Annotated in this window: 18 protein-coding genes; 10 read left to right on the top strand and 8 right to left on the bottom strand. The window is 57.8% G+C overall.

Features of this window, described 5'->3' with window-relative positions; all coding sequences use genetic code 11:
* Positions 1-9 precede the first annotated feature (9 nt).
* Entirely contained in the window at positions 10-1,917 is a 1,908-nt protein-coding gene (locus KHQ24_RS05575) for an ABC transporter ATP-binding protein (protein ID WP_004201421.1), read from the bottom strand.
* Between the two features lie 12 nt (positions 1,918-1,929).
* Positions 1,930-4,035, bottom strand: coding sequence for a bifunctional 23S rRNA (guanine(2069)-N(7))-methyltransferase RlmK/23S rRNA (guanine(2445)-N(2))-methyltransferase RlmL (gene rlmKL / locus KHQ24_RS05570; RefSeq protein ID WP_004201420.1), 2,106 nt, complete (start codon positions 4,033-4,035; stop codon positions 1,930-1,932).
* Between the two features lie 99 nt (positions 4,036-4,134).
* Here rlmKL and KHQ24_RS05565 point away from each other — a divergent pair, with 99 nt between their 5' ends.
* Positions 4,135-5,244, top strand: a complete 1,110-nt coding sequence (locus tag KHQ24_RS05565) for a YcbX family protein (RefSeq protein WP_211777153.1) — start codon at positions 4,135-4,137, stop codon at positions 5,242-5,244.
* Here the strand turns inward: KHQ24_RS05565 and zapC are convergent.
* Entirely contained in the window at positions 5,241-5,783 is a 543-nt protein-coding gene (gene zapC / locus KHQ24_RS05560; RefSeq protein ID WP_064189321.1) for a cell division protein ZapC, read from the bottom strand. The genes KHQ24_RS05565 and zapC overlap by 4 nt on opposite strands.
* 168 nt (positions 5,784-5,951) lie before the next feature.
* The gene (pyrD, locus tag KHQ24_RS05555) at positions 5,952-6,962 is read right to left on the bottom strand and encodes a quinone-dependent dihydroorotate dehydrogenase (RefSeq protein WP_004201417.1); all 1,011 of its coding nucleotides are present in this window, start codon (positions 6,960-6,962) and stop codon (positions 5,952-5,954) included.
* A gap of 248 nt (positions 6,963-7,210) precedes the next feature.
* Between pyrD and ssuE the strand changes: the two genes are divergently transcribed.
* Genes ssuE through ssuB form a run of 5 tightly spaced genes read left to right on the top strand, consistent with a single transcriptional unit; the run spans position 7,211 to position 11,455 of the window.
* Positions 7,211-7,786, top strand: coding sequence for an NADPH-dependent FMN reductase (gene ssuE / locus KHQ24_RS05550; RefSeq protein ID WP_004201416.1), 576 nt, complete (start codon positions 7,211-7,213; stop codon positions 7,784-7,786).
* Positions 7,779-8,741, top strand: a complete 963-nt coding sequence (locus KHQ24_RS05545; protein WP_032455792.1) for a sulfonate ABC transporter substrate-binding protein — start codon at positions 7,779-7,781, stop codon at positions 8,739-8,741. The genes ssuE and KHQ24_RS05545 overlap by 8 nt, the downstream gene beginning before the upstream one ends.
* The gene (ssuD, locus tag KHQ24_RS05540) at positions 8,738-9,883 is read left to right on the top strand and encodes an FMNH2-dependent alkanesulfonate monooxygenase (protein WP_048323568.1); all 1,146 of its coding nucleotides are present in this window, start codon (positions 8,738-8,740) and stop codon (positions 9,881-9,883) included. The genes KHQ24_RS05545 and ssuD overlap by 4 nt, the downstream gene beginning before the upstream one ends.
* A gap of 10 nt (positions 9,884-9,893) precedes the next feature.
* Positions 9,894-10,685, top strand: a complete 792-nt coding sequence (gene ssuC, locus KHQ24_RS05535) for an aliphatic sulfonate ABC transporter permease SsuC (protein ID WP_004201413.1) — start codon at positions 9,894-9,896, stop codon at positions 10,683-10,685.
* Positions 10,682-11,455, top strand: coding sequence for an aliphatic sulfonates ABC transporter ATP-binding protein (ssuB, locus tag KHQ24_RS05530; RefSeq protein WP_004201411.1), 774 nt, complete (start codon positions 10,682-10,684; stop codon positions 11,453-11,455). The genes ssuC and ssuB overlap by 4 nt, the downstream gene beginning before the upstream one ends.
* A gap of 204 nt (positions 11,456-11,659) precedes the next feature.
* Here the strand turns inward: ssuB and pepN are convergent, their stop codons facing one another.
* Positions 11,660-14,275 carry an aminopeptidase N gene (gene pepN / locus KHQ24_RS05525; RefSeq protein WP_017899454.1) on the bottom strand — a complete coding sequence of 872 codons (2,616 nt, stop codon included), beginning with the start codon at positions 14,273-14,275 and terminating at the stop codon, positions 11,660-11,662.
* Between the two features lie 326 nt (positions 14,276-14,601).
* On the opposite strand from pepN, the gene pncB reads away from it, so the two are divergent.
* The 4 genes from pncB (at position 14,602) to KHQ24_RS05505 (ending at position 20,423) form a co-directional block, all read left to right on the top strand.
* A complete protein-coding gene (pncB, locus tag KHQ24_RS05520) occupies positions 14,602-15,804 on the top strand; it encodes a nicotinate phosphoribosyltransferase (protein WP_004201408.1) in 1,203 nt (400 codons plus the stop codon).
* Positions 15,805-15,970: 166 nt separating this feature from the next.
* Complete coding sequence (asnS, locus tag KHQ24_RS05515; RefSeq protein WP_017899452.1) at positions 15,971-17,371, top strand: asparagine--tRNA ligase; 1,401 nt, start codon at positions 15,971-15,973, stop codon at positions 17,369-17,371.
* A gap of 591 nt (positions 17,372-17,962) precedes the next feature.
* Positions 17,963-19,045 (top strand): porin OmpK35, encoded by a 1,083-nt coding sequence (gene ompK35 / locus KHQ24_RS05510; RefSeq protein WP_004201406.1) that lies wholly within the window; start codon positions 17,963-17,965, stop codon positions 19,043-19,045.
* Between the two features lie 187 nt (positions 19,046-19,232).
* A complete protein-coding gene (locus KHQ24_RS05505; protein WP_017899450.1) occupies positions 19,233-20,423 on the top strand; it encodes an amino acid aminotransferase in 1,191 nt (396 codons plus the stop codon).
* 66 nt (positions 20,424-20,489) lie between these two features.
* Here KHQ24_RS05505 and KHQ24_RS05500 read toward each other — a convergent pair whose 3' ends face one another.
* The 3 genes from KHQ24_RS05500 to ldtD all read right to left on the bottom strand — a co-directional run bounded on the left by KHQ24_RS05500 (position 20,490) and on the right by ldtD (position 23,796).
* Complete coding sequence (locus tag KHQ24_RS05500; protein WP_004201404.1) at positions 20,490-21,137, bottom strand: MBL fold metallo-hydrolase; 648 nt, start codon at positions 21,135-21,137, stop codon at positions 20,490-20,492.
* Positions 21,138-21,150: 13 nt separating this feature from the next.
* Entirely contained in the window at positions 21,151-21,702 is a 552-nt protein-coding gene (locus KHQ24_RS05495) for a YcbK family protein (protein WP_004201403.1), read from the bottom strand.
* A 303-nt stretch (positions 21,703-22,005) separates the two neighbouring features.
* Positions 22,006-23,796, bottom strand: a complete 1,791-nt coding sequence (ldtD, locus tag KHQ24_RS05490; protein WP_211777152.1) for a L,D-transpeptidase — start codon at positions 23,794-23,796, stop codon at positions 22,006-22,008.
* Between the last annotated feature and the right edge of the window lie 39 nt (positions 23,797-23,835).

Raw genomic sequence — 23,835 nt, 5'->3', positions numbered from 1 at the left:
CTCCTCGGCTCAGGCGCCGTTCTTTAATCCTTCGAGATATTCCCAGCGTTCAAAGGCCGCTTCCAGCGCCTGTTCCGCTTCGGCCAGCTTTGCCAGCACCTGCTGCGTGCGATCGTGCGGTTGTCCAAAGAAGTCGGGATCGGCCACCTGCTCCTGCAGCGTCTGCAGTTCGGCCTCGAGGGCTTCCAGCTTCTGCGGCAGCTGTTCCAGCTCGCGCTGCAGGTTATAGCTTAGTTTGTTCCCGCCGCGTTTGACAGTTTCTGCTTTTGGCTGAGCGACTTCCAACGTTTTTTTCGCTGCCGGCTGCTTCTGCGCCAACGACTGGGCCTGCTGTCCGCGGGCGTCGTGATAGCCGCCGATATACTGGCCGATGCGACCGCCGCCTTCGAAGATCCAGCATTCGGTTACGGTGTTATCCACGAACTGACGATCGTGGCTCACCAGCATCACGGTGCCCTGATAGCCATCGATCAGCTCTTCCAGCAGCTCCAGCGTTTCGACATCCAGGTCGTTTGTCGGTTCATCGAGAATCAACAAGTTGCTGGGTTTCAAAAACAGCCGCGCCAGCAGCAGGCGGTTACGTTCCCCGCCAGAGAGCGCCCGCACCGGAGTCATCGCCCGTTTCGGATGGAACAGGAAGTCCTGCAGATAGCCCAGCACATGGCGCGGCTTACCGTTAACCATCACCTCCTGCTTACCTTCCGCAAGGTTATCCATCACCGTCCGGTCCGGATCCAGCTCTGCGCGGTGCTGGTCGAAGTAGGCAACTTCCAGTTTGGTACCAACGTGGATCCGCCCGCTGTCGGCCTGCAGCTGGCCAAGCATCAGCTTCAGCAGCGTGGTTTTCCCACAGCCGTTGGGGCCAATCAGGGCAATCTTGTCGCCGCGCTGGATCTGCGCGGAGAAATCTTTCACCAGCACTTTGCCATCAACCTGATAGTTGACGTTCTCCATTTCGAAAACGATTTTGCCGGAGCGCGAAGCCTCTTCAACCTGCATCCTGGCGCTGCCCATCACTTCCCGGCGCTCGCCGCGCTCACGACGCATCGCCTTCAGGGCGCGAACGCGGCCTTCGTTACGCGTGCGGCGCGCTTTGATCCCCTGACGGATCCACACCTCTTCCTGAGCGAGCTTGCGGTCGAATTCCGCATTCTGCAGTTCTTCAACCCGCAGGGCTTCTTCTTTATCCAGCAGATACTGATCGTAATCGCCCGGGTAGGTCACCAGCTTGCCGCGATCGAGGTCGACGATGCGCGTCGCCATATTGCGGATAAAGGAGCGGTCGTGCGAAATAAAGATAATGGTGCCTTTAAAGGTTTTCAGGAACCCTTCCAGCCAGTCGATGGTTTCGATATCCAGGTGGTTGGTAGGTTCATCGAGCAGCAGCACGCGCGGCCCGCTGACCAGCGCGCGGCCCAGCGCCGCTTTACGCAGCCAGCCGCCGGACAGGGAGGCCAGCTGCGCATTGGCGTCAAGGCCAAGCTGCTCAATCACTTCGTTAATGCGGCTGTCCAGCTGCCACAGCCCCAGGTTATCGAGCTGCTCCTGCAGGCGCGCCAGTTCATTTAAATTTTTGTCGCTCGGATCGGTCATGACCTGATGTGATACGTCATGGTAGGCCTTCAGGTAGGCCGCCTGCTCGGCGATGCCTTCCGCGACAAAATCGTACACCGTACCGGCGACATTACGCGGCGGATCCTGCTGCAGACGCGCCACAATCAGATCCTGTTCATAAATAATGCGCCCGTCATCCAGCCCCTGCTCGCGGTTGAGGATCTTCATCAGGGTCGATTTACCGGCGCCGTTGCGTCCGACGAGGCAGACGCGTTCGTTATCTTCGATATGCAGCTCGGCATTATCCAGCAGCGGCGCATCGCTGAAGGAAAGCCAGGCGCCATGCATACTAATCAGTGACATTCTTTATTCCTTTCAGGCTGCGGTAATCAGCCAGCAGTTGTGGATCTGACGGTTGCGGGCAAAATCCTGCGACAGCGTTTTTTGCGAAATCTCTTGCGCCTTCAGGCCAAGCGCCGCCAGCCCGTCATGATCCATACGGAAACCGCGTTTGTTATTCGAGAACATAATGGTGCCGCCTTTACGCAGCAGACGTTTCAGATCGGTCATCAGGCGAATGTGATCGCGCTGGACGTCGAAAGCATCCTCCATTCGTTTGGAGTTGGAGAAGGTCGGCGGATCGATAAAGATCAGATCGAACTGCTCGGTGCTCTCCCGCAGCCAGCCCAGGACGTCCGCCTGCATCAGGCGATGCGCGCGGCCGGTCAGGCCATTGAGACGCAGGTTGCGTTCCGCCCACTCCAGATAGGTGCGCGACATATCCACCGTGGTGGTGGAGCGAGCGCCGCCGAGGCCGGCGTGGACGCTGGCGCTGCCGGTATAGGAGAACAGGTTGAGGAAATCCTTGCCTTTGCTCATCTGGCCAAGCATACGGCGGGCGATCCGGTGGTCGAGGAACAGACCGGTATCCAGGTAGTCGGTGAGGTTGACCCACAGACGCGCGTTGTACTCCTGCACCTCGATAAAGTCGCCTTTCTCCGCCATCTTCTGATACTGATTTTTCCCCTTTTGCCGCTCGCGGGTCTTCAGCACCAGCTTGTTCGGCGCGATTCCTAACACCGCGATAGTCGCGGCGATAATATCGAACAGGCGCTGGCGCGCTTTATGCGCGTCGACAGTTTTCGGCGGGGCATACTCCTGGACCACCACCCAGTCGGCGTAGCGATCGATGGCCACGTTGTATTCCGGCAGGTCAGCATCGTACAGGCGATAGCATTCAATGCCTTCCTGACGGGCCCATTTTTCAAACTTCTTCAGGTTCTTACGCAGACGGTTAGCAAAATCTTCTGCCAGCATCGCCGGCTTGCCGCCTTCGCTCTCCGCCAGGTGATAATTCTTCTGCACGCAGTCCAGCGGGCCGTTCTTGGCTTTAAACTGTTTGTCGGCGCGCAGCTGCAGGCAGCTTAACAGCTCCGGCGAGGCGCTGAACACCGACAGGTTCCAGCCGCCAAACTGACTTTTCATGATCCGGCCCAGCAAGCTGTGCAGGGCGATCAGCGCCGGCTCGCTTTCCAGACGCTCGCCGTACGGCGGGTTGCTGATCACGGTGCCGTACGGGCCTTTCGGCAGCGGATTATTCAGCTGGGCGACGTCTTTGACTTCAAAATCGATCAGCTCGCCGATGCCGGCCCGACGGGCGTTGCGGCGGGCGCGGTCAATGACGCGTGCGTCGACATCGGAGCCATAGAAGCGTGAACCATATGCCGCCAGCCCCTGACGGGCGCGGGTTTGCGCTTCCGCTTTGACCTCTTTCCAGATGACGTCGTCGTGCTGTGCCCAGCCGCCAAAGCCCCAGTGGCCGCGGTGCAGGCCCGGCGCGCGGTCGGTCGCCAGCATCGCCGCCTCAATCAGCAGGGTACCGGAGCCGCACATCGGATCGAGCAGCGGGGTGCCCGGCACCCAGCCGGAGCGCATCACGATCGCCGCCGCGAGGTTTTCTTTGATCGGCGCCATACCGGTGCCATCGCGGTAGCCGCGCAGGTGCAGACCTTCGCCGCTCAGATCCAGCGAGATGTGCGCCGTCTCTTTGTTCAGCCAGACGTTGATCCGCAGATCGGGCGACTCACGATCGACGTTCGGGCGCGGCAGATTCTTACGGGTGAAGCTGTCGACAATAGCGTCTTTGACCTTCAGCGCGCCGTACTGGCTGTTGCGGATCTCCTCATTGAGGCCGCTAAAATGCACCGCGAAGGTGGCGCCAGGGTTGAACATCTCCGTCCACGGAATGGCCTGTACGCCGAGGTACAGATCCAGATCGCTGTATACGCGACACTCGCCCAGCGGCAGCATGATGCGCGAAGCCAGCCGGCTCCACATCAGGCTCTGATACAGCAGGCGCGTATCCCCCTGAAAATGGACCCCGCCCTGGACTACCTGGCAGTCCGTCGCGCCAAGCCCTTCCAGTTCAGTTTTTAACAGCTCTTCCAGCCCACGAGCCGTACTGGCAAACAGAGAATTCATATCGTCACTTTTACTTAAAGAAAATTGGTGCGCATTATAGCCAATATGTGCCCTATGTCATAAAGTTATAGGCTTATTTTTGGAACCCGGAGGCAGCGTATGGTAACGCTCTCGCGTCTTTTTATTCATCCCGTTAAATCCATGCGCGGCATGGGCCTGACCCACGCCTTTGCCGATATCAGCGGCCTGGCCTTCGATCGCCTGTTTATGGTCACCGAAACCGACGGCACCTTTATTACCGCCCGTCAGTTTCCGCAAATGGTGAAATTTATTCCGGCGCCGCTGCATGATGGCCTTCACCTGACCGCACCGGACGGCAGCAGCGCCGTGGTGCGTTTTAACGATTTCGCCCCTCAGGCCGAACCGACAGAAGTCTGGGGCAACCATTTTACCGCCCTTATCGCGCCCGCAGCGGTTAATCAGTGGCTCAGCGGCTTTTTCAATCGCGATGTCCAGCTTCGCTGGCTGGGGCCACAGTTAACCCGCCGGGTGAAGCGCCACGATGCGGTACCGCTCTCCTTCGCCGACGGCTACCCTTACCTGCTGGCTAACGAGGCCTCCCTGCGCGATCTGCAGCAGCGCTGCCCGGCCAGCGTAAGCATAGAACAGTTTCGCCCTAATCTCGTGGTCATCGGCGCGGCGGCCTGGGATGAAGACAGCTGGAAAGTGATCCGCGTCGGCGAGGTGGTATTTAACGTCGCCAAACCGTGCAGCCGCTGCATTTTTACCACCGTCAGTCCGGAGCGCGGGCAGAAGCATCCCAGCGGAGAGCCGCTGGAAACTTTAAAGCGCTTCCGTACCGCGCAGGATAATGGCGATGTCGACTTTGGTCAGAACCTGATTGCCCGTAACAGCGGCGTGATCCGGGTGGGGGATGAAGTGGAAATCCTCGCCCGCGGCCCGGCGAAAGCCTACGGCGCCGGCGAAAGCGACGATACCTCGGCTCCCGAGGCGCAGCAGCAGGCCACGGTTGCCATTGAATGGCAGGGTCAACAATTTACCGGCAATAACCAGCAGGTGCTGCTGGAACAACTGGAGCAACAGGGCATTCGCGTACCCTACTCGTGTCGGGCGGGGATCTGCGGCAGCTGCCGCATCCGTCTTGAAGAGGGGGAAGTGAGTCCGTTAAAGAAAAACGCGGTCGCCGGAGATGGCACCATTCTCGCCTGCAGCTGCGTGCCGAAAACGGCCCTGCGCCTGGCGCCTTAAACCGCCTGCCCCAGGCTGCAGCTGACCGCGCTCTGCGCCGGCTGCAGCCTGTCGTTCATGATTTTAATGACATCGCCCAGCTGCATAACCCGGCCGGCAAGCGTAAGACCCGGCTGAGCCAACAGACAGAGCGCGGCATTATCGCCCGGCTCCACCACCAGTAAATTCACCTGCTCGCCGGTATCGCTCAGCCAGACGCAGGCCGCGTCGCCGCCGCTCGGCTGCCAGTGATGGGTATGGGCGATAAAGTGCCAGCTTTTCGGCATCTGCGGTTTGAGAAAACGGATGGCGGTGAGCGCGTTAAGGACTAATTCCGCACGCTGCTCTTTCGATAGCTCGAGATCGCGACATTTTTCTTCAAAAGAGAAATAGAGCGCGGCGTCATCAACGCAGAATCCCGATGGGGCAAAAGCGTCCGGCGTCAGCATGCGCCGGGCGAAGCGCGAGCGAAATAACATGCCATTGGCCAGATCGAGCATCATGCGGTCGTGCTCTTCATCGTAATACCAACGCCAGTTATCGTCAGGTTTAATCCGCATTTTTCCCCCTGTCCCCTTTCATACGCCTCTGCAAAGCTGTTGCGACTTACCGCAGAATATTTTCTAAAATTAAGAAAAGTCTAAAATGTTTAAATAAGCAACAGTGAGGGAATATAAAACAACCAGGGCCGGAAATAAAGCCCTGGGGGGATTCAAAGGGGTAAAAGATTAGATGTGGGTAACAATTTCTTTAATCAGCGGCGGACCTTTAAAAATAAATCCGGAATAAATCTGCACCAGCGATGCCCCAGCGGCCATCTTTTCCCGCGCGGCAATCACGGAATCAATACCGCCCACGCCAATGATAGGCAAACGGCCATTCAACTCTGCGGAGAGCATGCGAATAATTTCGGTACTCTTTAATTGTAATGGACGACCGCTAAGCCCGCCGGTCTCATCGCAATGTTTCATTCCCTGGACCAGAGAACGATCGAGAGTAGTATTGGTGGCAATCACCCCATCAATATTATGACGCACGAGGCTATCGGCAACCTGGATCAATTCCTCAGGCAAAAGATCCGGCGCGATCTTCACGGCGACCGGCACATATTTCTGATGCTTCTGCTGCAGCTCAAGCTGTTTATTTTTAATACCGGAGAGTAAATCGTCGAGCGCTTCGCCGTATTGCAGCGTGCGCAGCCCCGGGGTGTTCGGCGAGGAGATATTAATGGCGATATAGCCGGCGTAGGGATAGACTTTTTCCATACAAATCAGGTAATCATCTTTCCCGTGCTCAACCGGCGTATCTTTATTTTTACCGATATTGATGCCCAGCACGCCGTCAAAATGCGCCTTTTTCACGTTCTCGACCAGGTTATCGACGCCATGGTTATTAAAGCCCATGCGGTTGATCAACCCCTCAGCATCCACCAGACGGAAGATCCTTGGCTTATCGTTGCCCGGCTGCGGACGCGGCGTCACGGTGCCGATCTCAATGGAGCCAAAACCCATCGCGCCCAGCGCGTCAATGCATTCCCCGTTTTTATCCAGCCCGGCCGCCAGACCCAGCGGGTTTTTAAAGGTCAGCCCCATGCAGGTGACAGGCCTGGCCGGCACCTTCTGGCGAACCAGGATTTCCAGCGGCGTCCCGGTGACACGGCGTAATTGTTGAAAAGTAACTTCATGAGCGCGCTCAGGATCGAGCTGAAAAAGGGCTTTACGAACGAAGGGGTAGTACATGAACTCTCCTGGATTCCCGGTGTGCAAACCGGGGGCGTATTATGTGCGATCTGTTGCGGAAAGGGAATTGACCTGCGACAAAAAATCCCCCATCAGCGCAAACGATTACCTCCCCGCGCGCCGTTATGCGCTTTTCGGCTATCTAACGGTGGATAAATCATTTAGGGAAATAATGGCCCTCTGTCACACTCACTATAAATGTTATCAATTATAGATAAATGCAAACATTTAGTTATAAGGAGAGAGAGATGCGCGTCATTACGCTTGCGGGCAGCCCGCGTTACCCTTCCCGTTCCAGCGCCCTGCTGGAATATGCCAGAGAGACGCTCACCGCCGCCGATATCGAAGTCTGCCACTGGCATCTGCAGAACTTTGCCCCGGAAGACCTTCTCTACGCTCGCTTTGACAACCCGGCGCTGCAGACGCTCAATGAGCAGCTGGCCGGGGCTGACGGCTTGATCATCGCCACGCCGGTGTATAAAGCCTCGTTTTCCGGCGCCTTGAAAACGCTGCTCGACCTGCTTCCTGAGCGGGCGCTGGAGGGCAAAATCGTACTGCCGCTGGCCACCGGCGGCACCATCGCCCACATGCTGGCGGTGGACTACGCCCTGAAGCCGGTGCTGAATGCCCTCAAGGCTCAGGAGATCCTCCACGGCGTCTTCGCCGACGACAGCCAGGTGACCGATTACCAGCACAAGCCGCAGTTTACCCCGAACCTGCAGCGGCGCCTCGATGAAGCCCTCGAGACCTTCTGGCAGGCGCTGCACCGCCCCAGCAGCCGCGCGCCGTCATTAACGTCTCTGCGTGGGGTGGAACATGCTTAATCCTCTCCGCGCTCTGACCCTCGGCGGACTGCTGCTCTTTTCCACCCTGGGCCACGCCGCCCCGGCGGCGCCTGACGCCCTGCGCATCGGTTATCAGAAAGGCAGCGTCAGCATGGTGCTGGCGAAAAGCCATCAGCTGCTGGAGCAGCGCTACCCAAAGACCCATATCTCGTGGATAGAATTCCCGGCCGGTCCGCAGATGCTGGAGGCGCTGAACGTTGGCAGCATCGATATCGGCAGCACTGGCGACATTCCGCCTATCTTTGCGCAGGCGGCGGGCGCCGATCTGGTGTATATCGGTTCGGAACCGCCCAAGCCCAAAGCGGAAGTGATTCTGGTGGCGCAGGGCAGCCCGATTCATAACGTTGCTGAGCTGAAAGGAAAAAAGGTCGCTTTTCAGAAAGGCTCCAGCTCCCACAATCTGCTGCTGCGCGCCCTGCAGCTGGCAGGTTTGAAGTTTAGCGACATTCAGCCGGTCTATCTCGCCCCCGCCGATGCGCGCGCCGCCTTCCAGCAGGGCAATGTCGACGCCTGGGCGATCTGGGATCCGTATTACTCCGCCGCGCTGCTGCAGGGCGGCGCCCGGGTGCTAACCGACGGAACCGACCTGAAACAGACAGGATCCTTCTATCTCGCTTCCCGCCCTTACGCTGAACGCAATGGCGCCTTTATTGAGGGTGTACTCGATACCTTTACGCAGGCCGATGCCCTGACCCATAGCCAGCGCGCGCAAAGCATTACGCTGCTGGCGAAAACGATGGGGTTACCGGAGGCGGTGATCGCCAGCTACCTGGACCATCGTCCCCCCACCTCGGTTACCCCGGTGAGCGCCGAAACCGCCGCTCGCCAGCAGCAGACGGCCGACCTGTTCTATGAGAACAAGCTGGTGCCGAAAAAAGTAGATATCCGGGCCCGCATCTGGCAGCCCACCGCCGCACAAGGAGCGAAATCATGAGTCTGAATATGTTCTGGTTTTTACCGACCCATGGTGATGGTCGTTATCTGGGTACCGAAGAGGGAGCCCGTCCGGTCGATTATGGCTATCTGCAGCAAATCGCGCAGACGGCGGATCGGCTGGGGTTCACCGGCGTGCTGATCCCGACCGGGCGCTCATGTGAAGATGCCTGGCTGGTTGCGGCCTCGATGATCCCGGTAACGCAGCGGCTGAAATTTCTTGTCGCCCTCAGGCCAAGCGTGGTGTCGCCGACGGTGGCCGCGCGCCAGGCGGCGACCCTGGACCGACTGTCAAACGGCCGGGCGCTGTTCAATCTGGTCACCGGCAGCGATCCCGCCGAGCTGGCTGGCGACGGTGTCTTCCTCGACCACACCGAGCGCTATGAGGCCTCGGCTGAATTTACCCACATCTGGCGCAAGCTGATGGAAGGGGAAACTGTCACCTTTAACGGTAAGCATCAGCGCGTTCGCGACGCTAAACTGCTGTTTCCGCCGCTCCAGCAGCCGCGTCCGCCGCTCTATTTCGGCGGCTCGTCTGAGGTGGCGCAGGATCTGGCCGCTGAACAGGTCGATCTCTATCTTACATGGGGGGAACCACCGGCCCAGGTGGCAGAGAAAATTGCTCAGGTGCGGGAGAAAGCCGCCCAGCACGGTCGCCGGGTGCGTTTCGGCATCCGCCTGCATGTGATCGTGCGGGAAACCAATGAGGAAGCCTGGCAGGCAGCGGACAGCCTTATCTCTCATCTTGATGATGAGACTATCGCCCGCGCCCAGGCAGCCTTCGCCAGAACCGACTCCGTCGGCCAGCAGCGGATGGCGGCCCTGCACAATGGCCGACGCGATAAGCTGGAAATCAGCCCCAACCTGTGGGCTGGCGTCGGTTTAGCGCGCGGCGGCGCCGGGACCGCGCTGGTGGGCGATGCCGCCACCGTGGCCGAACGGATCAATGAGTACGCCGCGCTGGGTATCGATAGCTTTATCTTCTCCGGTTATCCGCATCTGGAAGAGGCGTATCGGGTCGGCGAACTGCTGTTCCCGCTGCTCGACGTCGCGGTGCCGTCTGTCCCGCAGCCGCAAAGCCTGCGCCTGCAGGGAGAAGCCGTCGCTAACGAGTTTATCCCGCGTAAAGTGGCGCAGAGCTGAGGAGGTCGTGATGGCAAAATCAACCCATCCCCTGTTATTACGCCTCGCCCCCTGGCTGCTGCCGGTGGGAACGGTCATTGTCTGGCAGCTGGCCTCGTCCGTCGGCTGGCTGTCGACGCGGGTGCTGCCCTCGCCGGAGGGCGTATTGAAAGCGTTCTGGACCCTCTCGGCCAGCGGTGAGCTGTGGCAGCATCTGGCCATTAGCTCGTGGCGGGCGCTGGTCGGCTTCGCCATCGGCGGCTCCATTGGGCTGGTGCTCGGCTTGATCAGCGGTCTGTCACGCTGGGGCGAGCGCCTGCTGGACACGTCGATCCAGATGCTGCGCAATGTGCCGCATCTGGCGCTGATCCCGCTGGTGATCTTGTGGTTCGGCATCGATGAGACCGCCAAGATCTTCCTCGTATCGCTGGGCACCCTGTTCCCGATCTATATCAACACCTGGCACGGGATCCGCAATATCGACCGCGGACTGGTGGAGATGGCGCGCAGCTATGGTTTATCCGGCTTTGCTCTTTTCCGTCACGTGATTTTACCCGGCGCCCTACCCTCGATTATGGTCGGCGTGCGTTTCGCCCTCGGTCTGATGTGGCTGACGCTTATTGTCGCCGAAACCATCTCGGCGAACGCCGGTATCGGCTACCTGGCGATGAATGCGCGTGAATTTCTGCAAACCGACGTGGTGGTGGTCGCCATCATTCTTTACGCCATTCTTGGCAAACTGGCCGACGTCAGCGCCCAGCTGCTGGAGCGGCTCTGGCTGCGCTGGAACCCGGCGTATCATCTTCAGGAGGCGAACGCATGAACACTGCCCGTCTAAACCCAGGTATCCCGCTGCTGCTGAACGGGGTGACTAAACGCTATGGCGACAACACCATTCTTAACGAGCTGGATCTGCATATCCCCAGCGGCCAGTTTGTGGCGGTGGTGGGCCGCAGCGGCGGCGGCAAAAGTACCCTGCTGCGCCTGCTGGCGGGCCTGGAAACCCCGAACGCTGGCGAGCTACTGGCGGGCGCAACGCCGCTGGCGGCGATCCAGGACGACACCCGGATGATGTTTCAGGATGCGCGCCTGCTGCCGTGGAAAACGGTGATTGATAACGTGGGGCTGGGGTTAAAAGGCGCCTGGCGCGAAGCCGCCCTGCAGGCACTGGCCAGCGTCGGACTCGAGAGTCGCGCGCAGGAGTGGCCGGCGGCGCTGTCGGGCGGGCAAAAGCAGCGCGTTGCGCTGGCCCGCGCCCTGATCCATCGCCCGCGCCTGCTATTGCTGGACGAGCCGCTGGGGGCGCTGGACGCCCTCACCCGTCTGGAGATGCAGGAGCTGATCGTCTCCCTGTGGCAGGAGCATGGCTTTACGGTCCTGCTGGTCACGCACGACGTCAGCGAAGCGGTGGCGATGGCCGACCGGGTGCTGTTAATTGAAGAGAAGAAGATCGGTCTCGATTTGAACGTGGATATTCCGCGACCGCGGCGCACCGGTTCGGCGAAGCTGGCCGAGCTGGAGGCGGAGGTACTGGATCGGGTGATGAAGCGCGGCAAGAGCGAGAGCGTGCCGCGTTTATTTAGTCATGGCTGACCGGAGTAACGGTCTGCTGTCAGAACGGGGGCATATCGTCATCCGACATGTCCCCGGCTCGCGCTTTGCTCAGCCGGGCGACCAACGACAAATCTGCCGCGTATTCCAGACCGGGTAAGCATCGCGCCACCCGACAACATCACTGCGGCACCAGGTAACCCGGACAGGGCGCAATGTGCGCCGCAACCCGGGTTTACGCCACGGTTACGCCAGCGCCTTACTGATTTTCTCGTACAGATCGCCTGAGAGATCCTTCAGACCCTTCAGCTGCTCCAGCGCGGCGCGCATCAGCGCCTGGCGTTTCTCATCGTAACGCTTCAGGCGAATCAACGGCTCAATCAGTCGCGATGCGACCTGCGGGTTGCGCTGGTTAAGCTCGGTCAGCATCTCCACCAGGAACTGGTAGCCGCTGCCGTCTTCCGCATGGAACGCCGCCGGGTTGCTGCTGGCGAAAGCGCCGATGAGCGACCGCACGCGGTTCGGGTTGCTCATGCTGAACGAACGATGGTTCAGCAGACCGCGTACCGTTTCGACCACATTGGCCGCCGGGCTGGTGGACTGCAGGATAAACCACTTGTCCATCACCAGGCCGTCCTGATGCCATTTGTCGTCATACTCCTGCATCAGCGCATCGCGGCACGGCAGCTCAGCGGCAACCGCCGCCGACAGCGCGGCCAGCGCGTCGGTCATGTTATCCGCCTGGTGATACTGCGCCGCCACCAGCTTATCGCCCAGCGTCGGTTCTGCGAACGCCAGATAGCGCAGGCAGGTATTGCGCAGGGCGCGCTTACCGATATCGGCATGCTCCACCCGGTAGCTGTCGAGCTTATTGGCGTTATATACCGCGAGGAATTCGTCCGCCAGCTCGTTCGCCAGGGTGCGGGTGAGCGCCTCGCGCACGGTGGCGATGGCGATAGGATCGATAATGGCGAACATCTCGGCGATTTCGTTGGCCGACGGCAGGGTTAAGATCTCGGCGGCCAGCGCCGGGTCAATCTTCTCGTCGAGCAGAATCGCGCGGAAGGCGTCCGCCACGTGCACCGGCAGCGACAGCGGCTGTCCCTGCTGATGACGGTTAACGTTCAGCTTGATGTAGGTCGCCAGGAGGCTCTGCGCCGCATCCCATCGCGAGAAATCATTCCGCGCATGGCGCATCAGGAAGGTGAGCTGCTGATCGCTCCACTTGTATTCCAGTTTCACCGGTGCTGAAAACTCGCACAGCAGGGCCGGTACCGGCTGGAAATAGACATTATCAAAGACGAAGGTCTGCTCAGCCTGAGTCACATTAAGCACCGGGTGCAGCGGATGGCCGCCCTTCTGCAGGGGGATCACCTTACCTTCGTTATCGTACAGCTCGATGGCAAACGGAATATGCAGCGGTTGTTTCTCAGCCTGCTCGGCGGTCGGCGGCGTGCGCTGGCTGATGGTGAGCGTATACTGCTCGGTTTCCGGGTTATAGTCGTCATGGACGGTGACGATCGGCGTACCGGACTGGCTGTACCAGCGGCGGAAGTGCGACAGATCGACGTTCGAGGCATCTTCCATCGCCTGGACGAAATCGTCGCAGGTGGCGGCGCTGCCGTCATGACGTTCAAAATAGAGCTGCATCCCTTTCTGGAAGTTTTCTTCACCCAGCAGAGTGTGCAGCATGCGGATCACTTCGGCGCCCTTTTCGTAGACCGTCAGGGTGTAGAAGTTGTTCATCTCGATAACCATATCCGGGCGGATCGGGTGCGCCATCGGGCTGGCGTCTTCGGCAAACTGCAGCCCGCGCATAGTGCGCACGTTGTTGATGCGGTTCACCGCCCGCGAGCCGAGGTCGGAGCTGAACTCCTGATCGCGGAACACGGTCAGCCCCTCTTTCAGGCTGAGCTGGAACCAGTCGCGGCAGGTGACGCGGTTGCCGGTCCAGTTATGGAAATATTCATGACCAATCACGCGCTCAATATCAAGGTAGTCTTTATCGGTGGCGGTATCGGTACGGGCCAGAACATATTTGGAGTTAAAGACGTTCAGCCCTTTGTTCTCCATGGCACCCATATTAAAGAAGTCGACGGCGACAATCATATAGATGTCGAGGTCATACTCGAGGCCAAAGCGCTCCTCATCCCATTTCATGGAGTTTTTCAGCGAGGTCATCGCCCACGGCGCGCGGTCGAGATTGCCGCGATCGACGTACAGCTCCAGCGCCACTTCACGCCCGGAGCGGGTGGTAAAAGTGTCGCGCAGGACGTCGAAATCACCGGCCACCAGCGCAAACAGGTAGCACGGTTTCGGGAATGGATCCTGCCACTGTACCCAGTGACGACCGTTCTCCAGTTCCCCTTCCGCCATACGGTTGCCGTTGGAGAGCAGGAACGGATATTTGGCTTTATCGGCGATAATTTTGGTGGTAAAGCGCGCCAGCACGTCCGGACGGTCCAGATACCAGGTGATGTGGCGGAAACCTTCCGCTTCACACTGGGTGCACAGCGCTTCGCCTGACTGATACAGGCCTTCCAGCGCGGTGTTCGCCGCCGGGCTGATCTCATTGACGATGGTCAGGGTGAAATGCTCCGGCAGGCCGCCGATCACCAGCTGATTGTTTTCTTCTTTATAGTCGCTCCACGGCTGTCCGTTCACCTGCAGCGAAATCAGAGTCAGATCTTCGCCGTCCAGGCGCAATGGCACATCAGACGCTGCCGCGTGGCGGGAGACCTTGCTCTCGGCCGTAACAACGGTTTTTGCGGCATCCAGGTCAAAGGTCAAATCGATATCGCTAATCAGATACTCCGGCGCACGATAGTCGTGGCGGTATTTGGCTTGGGGCTGTTGTGTCATAAAAAACCTTTCGCATCTTCGGTAAAGTGTCGTCCCAGTCTATTCCCGTTGTGTCAATCGCGCTATGCAGAATCTTCATCTTTTCAACGTGAAACACGGAAATCGCTACATTTTGTTAACACTCGCGGCACGAAATGCCCTCGACCCGACGCAAAGCTTGTGGTGTGATCCATGTTCAATATATTAAACTAGGCCTCGCAAATGACCGTCAGCGTCGCCATTGCTCGCCATCGCGGGACAGAGCCGGGTAATAAAGGTATACTCCGCCTCCTTTTTCCGCGTTGGTTTCGATGGAACGCTCCAGTGAGAGGATGCTACTGCGCACCATGACACAATTCACTTCTCCTGTACTGCACTCGCTGCTTGATACGGATGCCTACAAGCTGCACATGCAGCAGGCTGTCTTCCACCGCTACGGCGATGTACATGTGGCGGCGGAGTTTCGCTGCCGCGGAGACGACCTGCTCGGCATCTATGCCGACGCGATCCGCGAGCAGGTGGAGTCCATGCGCGACCTGAGGCTGCGGGATGATGAATATCGCTGGCTGTCCACCCTTCCTTTTTTTCGCCAGGATTACCTCGACTGGCTGCGCGATTTTCGCTATGACCCACGCCAGGTCACGGTCACCAATGACAATGGCAAGCTGAACATTCGCCTTACCGGCCCATGGCGGGAAGCCATCATGTGGGAAGTCCCGCTGCTGGCGGTGATAAGCGAGCTGGTACATCGCTACCGTTCACCCGAGACGGGCGTGGAACAAGCGCTAAACGCGCTTGAACATAAGCTAGGCGACTTCGCCACCATGACCGCTGACCTCGATATGAGCGCCTTCCGCCTGATGGATTTCGGCACCCGCCGTCGTTTTTCACGCGAGGTGCAGGAAGCTATTGTGCAACGCCTGCAGCAGGAGCCATGGTTTGTTGGCACCAGCAACTACGATCTGGCGCGCCGTCTCAACTTAACCCCGATGGGCACCCAAGCCCATGAGTGGTTCCAGGCTCATCAGCAGATCAGCCCGAACCTGGCCAGCAGCCAGCGGGCGGCCCTCGCCGCCTGGCTGGAAGAGTATCCTGACCAGCTGGGCATCGCACTGACCGACTGCATCACCATGGATGCGTTCCTGCGCGATTTCGGTCCGGAGTTCGCCACCCGCTATCAGGGTTTGCGCCACGACTCCGGCGACCCGGTGGAATGGGGTGAAAAAGCCATCGCCCATTATCAGAAGCTGGGCATCGATCCGCTGAGCAAAGTGCTGGTCTTCTCCGATAATCTCGATCTGGCGAAAGCCGTCGACCTGTATCGCCACTTCGCCTCGCGGGTGAAGCTGAGCTTTGGGATCGGCACCCGTTTAACCTGCGATCTGCCGCAGGTTAAACCGCTCAATATCGTGATTAAGCTGGTGGAATGTAACGGCAAGCCGGTGGCGAAACTCTCCGACAGCCCGGGGAAAACCATCTGCCACGATAAGGCCTTCGTCCGCGCCCTGCGCGAAGCGTTCGACCTGCCGCCGATTAAAAAAGCGAGCTAATTTTCTTAAGGAGCCTTTCAGGCTCCTTTTTCTTTATTATTTATTGCCGAATTATCCGCTTATGATGCGAAATCTACTTGTCTGATGGAAGATGACAGGTAACATAGATATCCCCCCCGCTGTAGGGGGAAGAGACTTTTTTATTGGACTATATAGAGAGATTATTATGAGCGTTGTGCCTGTAGCCGACGTACTCCAGGGCCGCGTTGCCGTTGACAGCGAAGTCACGGTCCGCGGATGGGTGCGTACCCGCCGAGATTCAAAAGCTGGCTTTTCATTCCTCGCCGTCTATGACGGTTCCTGCTTTGATCCTGTACAGGCCGTTATTAATAATTCTCTGCCCAATTACAATCAGGAAGTGCTGCGTCTGACCACCGGTTGCTCGGTGATTGTCACCGGTAAAGTCGTGGCTTCCCAGGGCCAGGGTCAGAGCTTTGAGATCCAGGCGACCAACGTGGAAGTGACCGGCTGGGTGGAAGACCCGGACACTTACCCGATGGCGGCCAAGCGCCACAGCATCGAGTATCTGCGTGAAGTGGCCCACCTGCGTCCGCGCACCAACCTGATCGGCGCGGTTGCCCGCGTGCGTCACACCCTGGCGCAGGCGCTGCATCGCTTCTTTGATGAGCAGGGCTTCTTCTGGGTCTCCACCCCGCTGATCACCGCCTCCGATACCGAAGGCGCCGGCGAAATGTTCCGCGTGTCGACGCTGGATCTGGAAAACCTGCCGCGTAACGATCAGGGCAAAGTCGATTTCGACAAAGACTTCTTCGGTAAAGAGTCGTTCCTGACCGTTTCCGGCCAGCTGAATGGCGAGACCTATGCCTGCGCGCTGTCGAAGATTTACACCTTCGGCCCGACCTTCCGCGCGGAAAACTCCAACACCAGCCGCCACCTGGCGGAGTTCTGGATGCTGGAGCCGGAAGTGGCCTTCGCCAATCTGAACGATGTTGCCGGCCTGGCGGAAGCGATGCTCAAGTACGTCTTTAAAGCGGTACTGGAAGAGCGCGCGGACGACATGCAGTTCTTCGCCGAGCGCGTTGATAAAGACGCTATCGACCGTCTGCAGCGCTTTATCACCGCTGATTTTGCGCAGGTGGATTATACCGACGCCGTCACCATTCTGGAAAACTGCGGCAAGCAATTCGAGAACCCGGTGTACTGGGGCGTGGATCTCTCCTCCGAGCACGAACGTTACCTGGCTGAAGAACACTTCAAAGCGCCGGTGGTGGTGAAAAACTACCCGAAAGATATTAAGGCGTTCTACATGCGCCTTAACGAAGACGGTAAAACCGTCGCGGCAATGGACGTCCTGGCTCCGGGTATTGGCGAGATCATCGGTGGTTCCCAACGTGAAGAGCGCCTCGACGTGCTTGACGCGCGTATGGCCGAGATGGGCCTGAATAAAGAAGACTACTGGTGGTATCGCGATCTGCGCCGCTATGGCACCGTTCCACACTCCGGCTTTGGCCTGGGCTTCGAGCGTCTGATCGCCTACGTGACCGGCGTGCAGAACGTCCGCGATGTCATTCCGTTCCCGCGGACCCCGCGCAACGCGACATTCTAAATTTTTCTGACATAAACCTGAAAGGCCAGCGCAAGCTGGCCTTTTTTTATGTCAATTACTGTTATCAAAATTCAACAAACTTAAACATCAAGGCCTCGAATTCACATTTATGTTACGCACTGTTTCGGTGCATCCTGGTGATACAGATCGCACTTTTTGTTCATAACAGAGCAAAACCCCTGATTAATTTGCTCATTTTTTAACCATACGCCGCACATCTTGCCAAGACAAAGGCTGAATAAAAAGAAGGCGAATTCAACACATAAAATGAGCAAATTTACCTTTATCCAAATTAATCATAAATATTTCATATAGATAGATATGGAAGGGCGATTTACCTCACCATGTGGAACGGAATTTTGATTAAGTTCACAAAGTTCCCAAAAATACATATTTAGTTACATGTTTTTTCGTTTTGTTACTCATATGAGATATTAGTAGCATTTTCCGGCTAGCGAAACGTTGTCGCGGATGGAAAGATGCCTTCAGACACCAAACTCTCATCAATGGTTCTGTAAGTTTTTATTGACAGAACTTATTGACGGCAGTGGCACGTGTTCATATAAAAAATATTAATGAGGGTAATAAATAATGATGAAGCGCAATATTCTGGCAGTGGTGATCCCTGCCCTGCTGGTAGCCGGTGCAGCTAACGCTGCAGAAATCTATAACAAAAACGGCAACAAACTGGACTTCTATGGAAAAATGGTCGGCGAGCACGTCTGGACCACCAATGGCGACACCAGCAGCGACGATACCACCTACGCCCGTATCGGCCTGAAAGGCGAAACTCAGATCAACGATCAGCTGACCGGCTACGGTCAGTGGGAATACAACATGGACGCCTCCAACGTTGAAGGTTCCCAGCCGACCAAAACCCGTCTGGCGTTCGCAGGTCTGAAAGCGGGCGAGTATGGTTCATTCGACTACGGCCGTAACTACGGCGCAATCTACGACGTCGAAGCAGCAACCGATATGCTGGTTGAATGGGGCGGCGACGGCTGGAACTACACCGACAACTACATGACCGGCCGTACCAACGGCGTGGCAACCTACCGTAACTCTGACTTCTTCGGTCTGGTTGACGGCCTGAGCTTCGCGCTGCAGTACCAGGGTAAAAACGACCACGACCGTTCGATTCACAAGCAGAATGGCGACGGCTTCAGCACCGCGGCGACCTACGCGTTCGACAACGGTATTGCGCTGTCTGCTGGCTACTCCGGTTCCAACCGTAGCGTAGATCAGAAAGCTGACGGCAATGGCGACAAAGCCGAAGCCTGGGCAACCTCTGCAAAATATGACGCCAACAACGTTTACGCGGCCGTCATGTACTCCCAGACTTACAACATGACCCCGGAAAACCAGGGTAACTACTTCGCTGGCAAAACCCAGAACTTCGAAGCCGTTGTACAGTATCAGTTCGACTTCGGCCTGCGTCCGTCCATCGGCTACGTACAGACCAAAGGCAAAGACCTGCAGGCGCGCGGCGGCTTCTCCGGCGGCGATGCGGATCTGGTTAAATACGTCGAAGTGGGTACTTGGTACTACTTCAACAAGAACATGAACGTCTATGCGGCGTACAAGTTCAACCAACTGGACGACAACGCTTATACGCGTGAAGCTGGCGTAGCGACCGACGACCAGGCGGCCGTGGGTATCGTTTACCAGTTCTAATTTGCAGTACACCCCTTCGTGATATGCCTTCAGAGCAGGACTTCGGTCCTGCTTTTCTCTATTCGTGAGGCAAAGATCGTATCTTTCGAAAACCTTCGCGCTTTTTGTCGCAAACGGTTGGCAATTCGTTGTTCTCCCGTTAACCTGATAGCGGATTTCCCTTCAGTAATCACAATGGAACCTCGTCATGTTTGAGAACATTACCGCCGCCCCAGCCGACCCGATTTTAGGTCTGGCCGATCTGTTTCGTGCCGATGACCGCCCTGAAAAGATTAACCTCGGAATTGGTGTTTACAAGGATGAAACTGGTAAAACCCCCGTTCTGACCAGCGTCAAAAAAGCAGAGCAGTACCTGCTGGAAAATGAAACGACTAAAAACTATCTGGGCATCGATGGTATTCCTGAATTTGGTCGCTGCACCCAGGAGCTGCTGTTCGGTAAAGGCAATGCGATTATCGCCGATAAACGCGCCCGCACCGCGCAGACCCCGGGCGGTACCGGTGCACTGCGCGTCGCCGCAGACTTCCTCGCCAAAAACACCGACGTGAAACGCGTGTGGGTAAGCAACCCGAGCTGGCCAAACCATAAGAGTGTGTTTACCTCCGCCGGGCTGGAAGTGCGTGAATATGCCTACTACGACGCGGCTAACCACGCGCTGGACTTTGATGGTCTGCTTGCCAGCCTGAACGAAGCCCAGGCGGGCGACGTGGTACTGTTCCACGGCTGCTGCCACAACCCGACCGGTATCGATCCCACGCTCGATCAGTGGCAGACGCTGGCGCAGCTGTCGGTCGAGAAAGGCTGGCTGCCGCTGTTCGATTTCGCCTATCAGGGCTTCGCCCGCGGCCTGGAAGAAGATGCTGAAGGGTTGCGCGCCTTTGCTGCTCTGCATAAAGAGCTGCTGGTCGCCAGCTCCTACTCGAAAAACTTTGGCCTGTACAACGAGCGCGTCGGCGCCTGCACTCTGGTCGCCGCCGATCAGGAGACTGTAGACCGCGCATTCAGCCAGATGAAGTCGGTGATCCGCGCTAACTACTCCAACCCGCCTGCGCACGGCGCGTCCGTGGTCGCGACCATTCTGAGCAACGATGCGCTGCGGGCGATCTGGGAGCAGGAGCTGACCGATATGCGCCAGCGCATTCAGCGCATGCGACTGCTGTTCGTCAATACCCTGCAGGAAAAAGGCGCGAGCCGCGACTTCAGCTTTATCAGCAAACAGAACGGTATGTTCTCGTTCAGCGGCCTGACGAAAGAGCAGGTGCTGCGTCTGCGTGAAGAGTTCGCCATCTATGCGGTCGCGTCCGGCCGTATCAACGTGGCCGGCATGACGCCTGACAACATGGCGCCGCTGTGCGAAGCCATCGTCGCCGTGCTGTAAGCAATATTATTCGATATCAAGAAAAAGGCCGCGAATGCGGCCTTTTTTATGTTCGCGTCAGGTGGGTTACCAGACCGGCATCTCATCCTGCAGGAACGGGTTGTTGCGGCGTTCCTCACCCAGCGTCGACAGCGGACCATGGCCGGGAATAAAGGTCACGTCATCGCCCAACGGCAACAGCTTATCCTTAATGGCCGCGATCAGCTGCCCATGGTCGCCGCGTGGAAAATCACTGCGCCCCACTCCGCCTTTGAAAATCACATCCCCGGAAATAAGCAGTCGGGAAGCGTCATCAAAGAAGACCACATGACCCGGCGTATGGCCTGGGCAGTGCAGCACCCGCAGCGCCACATTCCCTACATTAACCACATCGCCTTCATTGAGCCAGCGATCCGGACGCAGCGGCTGGCAATCCTCCAGGCCGAACATCCGGCTTTGCGCCGGTAAGCCTTCCAGCCAGAACTCATCTTCTTTTTCCGGACCAATAACCGGCACGCCATAATGCTCCGCCAGTTCCGCAGCGGCGCCGACGTGATCGAGGTGGCCATGCGTCAGCAGAATCTGCATCAGCGTGACGCCAGCCTCCGTCACCACCGCTTTGATACGTTCAGCATCGCCGCCAGGATCGACCAGCGCCGCCAGCCGGGTTTGTTCGCACCAGATAAGAGAACAGTTCTGCGCGAACGCGGTAACCGGAATAATACGATAGTTCATGACGCTCCTTTCGTTACCAGTGCCTTACGGGACCGGTATCAATATGCACAAAGTTACTACGTGGGTAATATCCTACACCACCTGCGCGCATAGATAACGCCGCTTTGCGAATATTGCTTAACGAAATACCTTCAATATGGAAATCCATTGCCTGCCCCTTGGTGTGATAGCTGTGTTTTGCTACACCACGGCTTCGTGCGCGAAGCTCATCATTGGTATCGAGGGAACGATAGCCAGAGATAAGCTGGACAGGTTTGTTGGTGCCAAGTAGTCCCTGCAACCGATAAAGATGATCGAACAGATTTGGATCGATGGACTTAATTTTATTCGCGCGGTAATCACGGAAAAAATGGTTAAGTCTTGCTAATTCATCCTGAATATAGCCTCTGCCATCGAAAAACTCCGCCTTGAGTGATTCACCAGTATGCAGGTTATTCAGCGTCAAAATACGCGGACGGGGGGTCGAGAGGGTGGCAAATGCCGGCGCAGGGAGAATGGCGGCAGCACCCAGCGCAGCACCACCCAACGCCAGCAATCTGCGGCGATTAGCGTCAAATTTGTCCATGATAATCAGGTCTACAGTCAATGAATCGTTATATACTTTTTCCGCCTTGCGCGATGCAGAACCTCAGCACGCCATCGCTCGCCACAGCCGTGATGCAGCCCGGCAAAAGAGAGCGTTCGCGCTGACCGCGCCACGCATTGAGCGGAATGATATGTATATGCACTTCTGGCGCACGAAAGGCACCTTACCGGGCATTATTGCCAACGTCAAGGCAGCCTCACCCTAGGAAAATCGGGCGCTGCAGAGGAGCAGCGCCCTTTTTTACCCAGTGCTAGGACAACAAAATCCATTGAACTACTTCATTTACCTGATTAATTGTTCAGCTTTCGTCAGAATTTGTGCGCTGGATCGCGCGGTGATATCGTAATTGTAAATATCTGTTCGATATTGTGTACGTCCATCAGCGTCCACAAACGCCGTTAAGTAATATAAATTCACCGGTATATTTTGCCGAATATTGACATAGCGCGTGTCCCCTTGCTTCAGGGCATCAGAAATACGCGAGTCATTCCAGCCCGCATCCTGCAGCAGCATATTGGCCAGCTCCGAAGCCTTATTCACCCTCACACAGCCGGAACTGAGCGCACGAACATCCTTCTGGAACAGATTATGGTTCGGCGTATCGTGCAGGTAGATGGCATCGGAGCTCGGCATATTGAACTTGTAGCGTCCGAGCGAGTTACGCGCCCCGGGCGCCTGCTGGAAGCGGAATGGTAAGTTGTTCTCGGTGATGGTCGACCAGTCAACCCGATAAGGATCGATGGTCTCTTTACTGTTCCAGCCGCGCATCACGGTGTAGCCATGCTGCTCCAGATAGCCTGGATTGTTACGCACCTTCGGCAGGATATCTTTGCGCGCCAGGGTTGGCGGCACGTTCCACGGCGGATTGACCACCACGTTATTCAGCGCGCTGCTCATCATTGGCGTTTTGCGGTCCGGACGCCCCACAATCACCCGCGAGGCCAGCACCTGGCTGCCGTCCTGGTAATAGACCAGCGAGAACGCCGGAATATTGACCATAATGCCGGTGGATAGTTTGCCGGGCAGTAAGCGTAAACGCTGAATATTCAGGGCCAGCACCCCTGCGCGCTGCGCGGAAGAGACGTTGAGCCAGTCGCGAGTCGACTGGCCGATGACGCCATCCGCCCCCAGCCCCTGCATCGCCTGGAAGCGCTTAACCCCCTCCACCAGCTGGCGATCGTACACGCCGCGCGCCGCGGGTTTGCTCTTTTTCTTCGCCGACGGGCTCACCAAATCGCCAGGCAGAACGATATTGGCGGTATTGTCCAGCATCCCGGTACGCTGGAGGATCTCGCGCAGGGCACCGATATCATTGCTCCATTCGCCGGGGCGCAGCGAGCCGCTGCCGGTCATCTGCGGCCACGGGCGAGAATCAGCCACCAGCGCCAGCAGCGACTGATGCATGGCTTCATACTGCGGATGATGCGGCGCCAGGCCGGCGATAAACGCCGGCAGGGAGCCATTGTCCAGCGCCAGCTGCCACTGGTTAATCACCGACAGCGGCGGGGTCGCCATCTTGTACGGCGTTGAACTGTACAACCAGCGGGTCCCCTGGGTGGGGATGCCGCTGATAAAGTGCAGATAGCCCATCATGGCGTCCGACAGCACCACATCGCGCGCCATGCCGCTGACGGCGGGATCGGTCAGCAGACTGACCCAGGTGGTAAACTGCGGCTGAAAACCGGCGATGGCGATCTCCGCCAGCTGCTGCTGGAACGCCTGCACCGCCTCGCGGTTTTCCCACATCGGTTTCATATCCCTGGCGGCGTACAGCGACACCAGCGGATTCATAAAGACGGGTTTATACCCTGCCGGCAACAGCGCCTCGATCTGGGCGCGACTGTTTGCCGCCGTCGCCATCGACAGCGGCTGCTCACCGGCCAGCTTCGCGACCGCCGGCGATTGCCCATCGCTTTGCGCCAGCGCGACAGAGACCTCAGCGGGCGTCGCGGAACTGTCGCCGGGTACGACTTCAGGCTCTTCGGCCTGGACATTGAACAGCGGAGCAAATGCCAGTGCCAGGCTCAGGCTGAGCGCTGACAATGGACGACCATACCGTTTCTTTAGCAACATCCCTTGCCCCCTGTTGTCACACATTGCAGCCCACAAAAT

The organism is Klebsiella sp. 54, assembly GCF_018223875.1.
Taxonomy (GTDB): Bacteria; Pseudomonadota; Gammaproteobacteria; order Enterobacterales; family Enterobacteriaceae; genus Klebsiella; species Klebsiella quasipneumoniae.
The sequence above is the reverse complement of the archived record's forward strand: the minus strand, read 5'-3'. Positions and strand labels throughout refer to the sequence as shown.

Bases quoted from the DNA above. Each gene is read 5' to 3' on its own strand.
- KHQ24_RS05575 (WP_004201421.1), bottom strand. From the start codon at position 1,917: ATGTCACTGATTAGTATGCATGGCGCCTGGCTTTCCTTCAGCGATGCG.
- rlmKL (WP_004201420.1), bottom strand. From the start codon at position 4,035: ATGAATTCTCTGTTTGCCAGTACGGCTCGTGGGCTGGAAGAGCTGTTA.
- KHQ24_RS05565 (WP_211777153.1), top strand. From the start codon at position 4,135: ATGGTAACGCTCTCGCGTCTTTTTATTCATCCCGTTAAATCCATGCGC.
- zapC (WP_064189321.1), bottom strand. From the start codon at position 5,783: ATGCGGATTAAACCTGACGATAACTGGCGTTGGTATTACGATGAAGAG.
- pyrD (WP_004201417.1), bottom strand. From the start codon at position 6,962: ATGTACTACCCCTTCGTTCGTAAAGCCCTTTTTCAGCTCGATCCTGAG.
- ssuE (WP_004201416.1), top strand. From the start codon at position 7,211: ATGCGCGTCATTACGCTTGCGGGCAGCCCGCGTTACCCTTCCCGTTCC.
- KHQ24_RS05545 (WP_032455792.1), top strand. From the start codon at position 7,779: ATGCTTAATCCTCTCCGCGCTCTGACCCTCGGCGGACTGCTGCTCTTT.
- ssuD (WP_048323568.1), top strand. From the start codon at position 8,738: ATGAGTCTGAATATGTTCTGGTTTTTACCGACCCATGGTGATGGTCGT.
- ssuC (WP_004201413.1), top strand. From the start codon at position 9,894: ATGGCAAAATCAACCCATCCCCTGTTATTACGCCTCGCCCCCTGGCTG.
- ssuB (WP_004201411.1), top strand. From the start codon at position 10,682: ATGAACACTGCCCGTCTAAACCCAGGTATCCCGCTGCTGCTGAACGGG.
- pepN (WP_017899454.1), bottom strand. From the start codon at position 14,275: ATGACACAACAGCCCCAAGCCAAATACCGCCACGACTATCGTGCGCCG.
- pncB (WP_004201408.1), top strand. From the start codon at position 14,602: ATGACACAATTCACTTCTCCTGTACTGCACTCGCTGCTTGATACGGAT.
- asnS (WP_017899452.1), top strand. From the start codon at position 15,971: ATGAGCGTTGTGCCTGTAGCCGACGTACTCCAGGGCCGCGTTGCCGTT.
- ompK35 (WP_004201406.1), top strand. From the start codon at position 17,963: ATGATGAAGCGCAATATTCTGGCAGTGGTGATCCCTGCCCTGCTGGTA.
- KHQ24_RS05505 (WP_017899450.1), top strand. From the start codon at position 19,233: ATGTTTGAGAACATTACCGCCGCCCCAGCCGACCCGATTTTAGGTCTG.
- KHQ24_RS05500 (WP_004201404.1), bottom strand. From the start codon at position 21,137: ATGAACTATCGTATTATTCCGGTTACCGCGTTCGCGCAGAACTGTTCT.
- KHQ24_RS05495 (WP_004201403.1), bottom strand. From the start codon at position 21,702: ATGGACAAATTTGACGCTAATCGCCGCAGATTGCTGGCGTTGGGTGGT.
- ldtD (WP_211777152.1), bottom strand. From the start codon at position 23,796: ATGTTGCTAAAGAAACGGTATGGTCGTCCATTGTCAGCGCTCAGCCTG.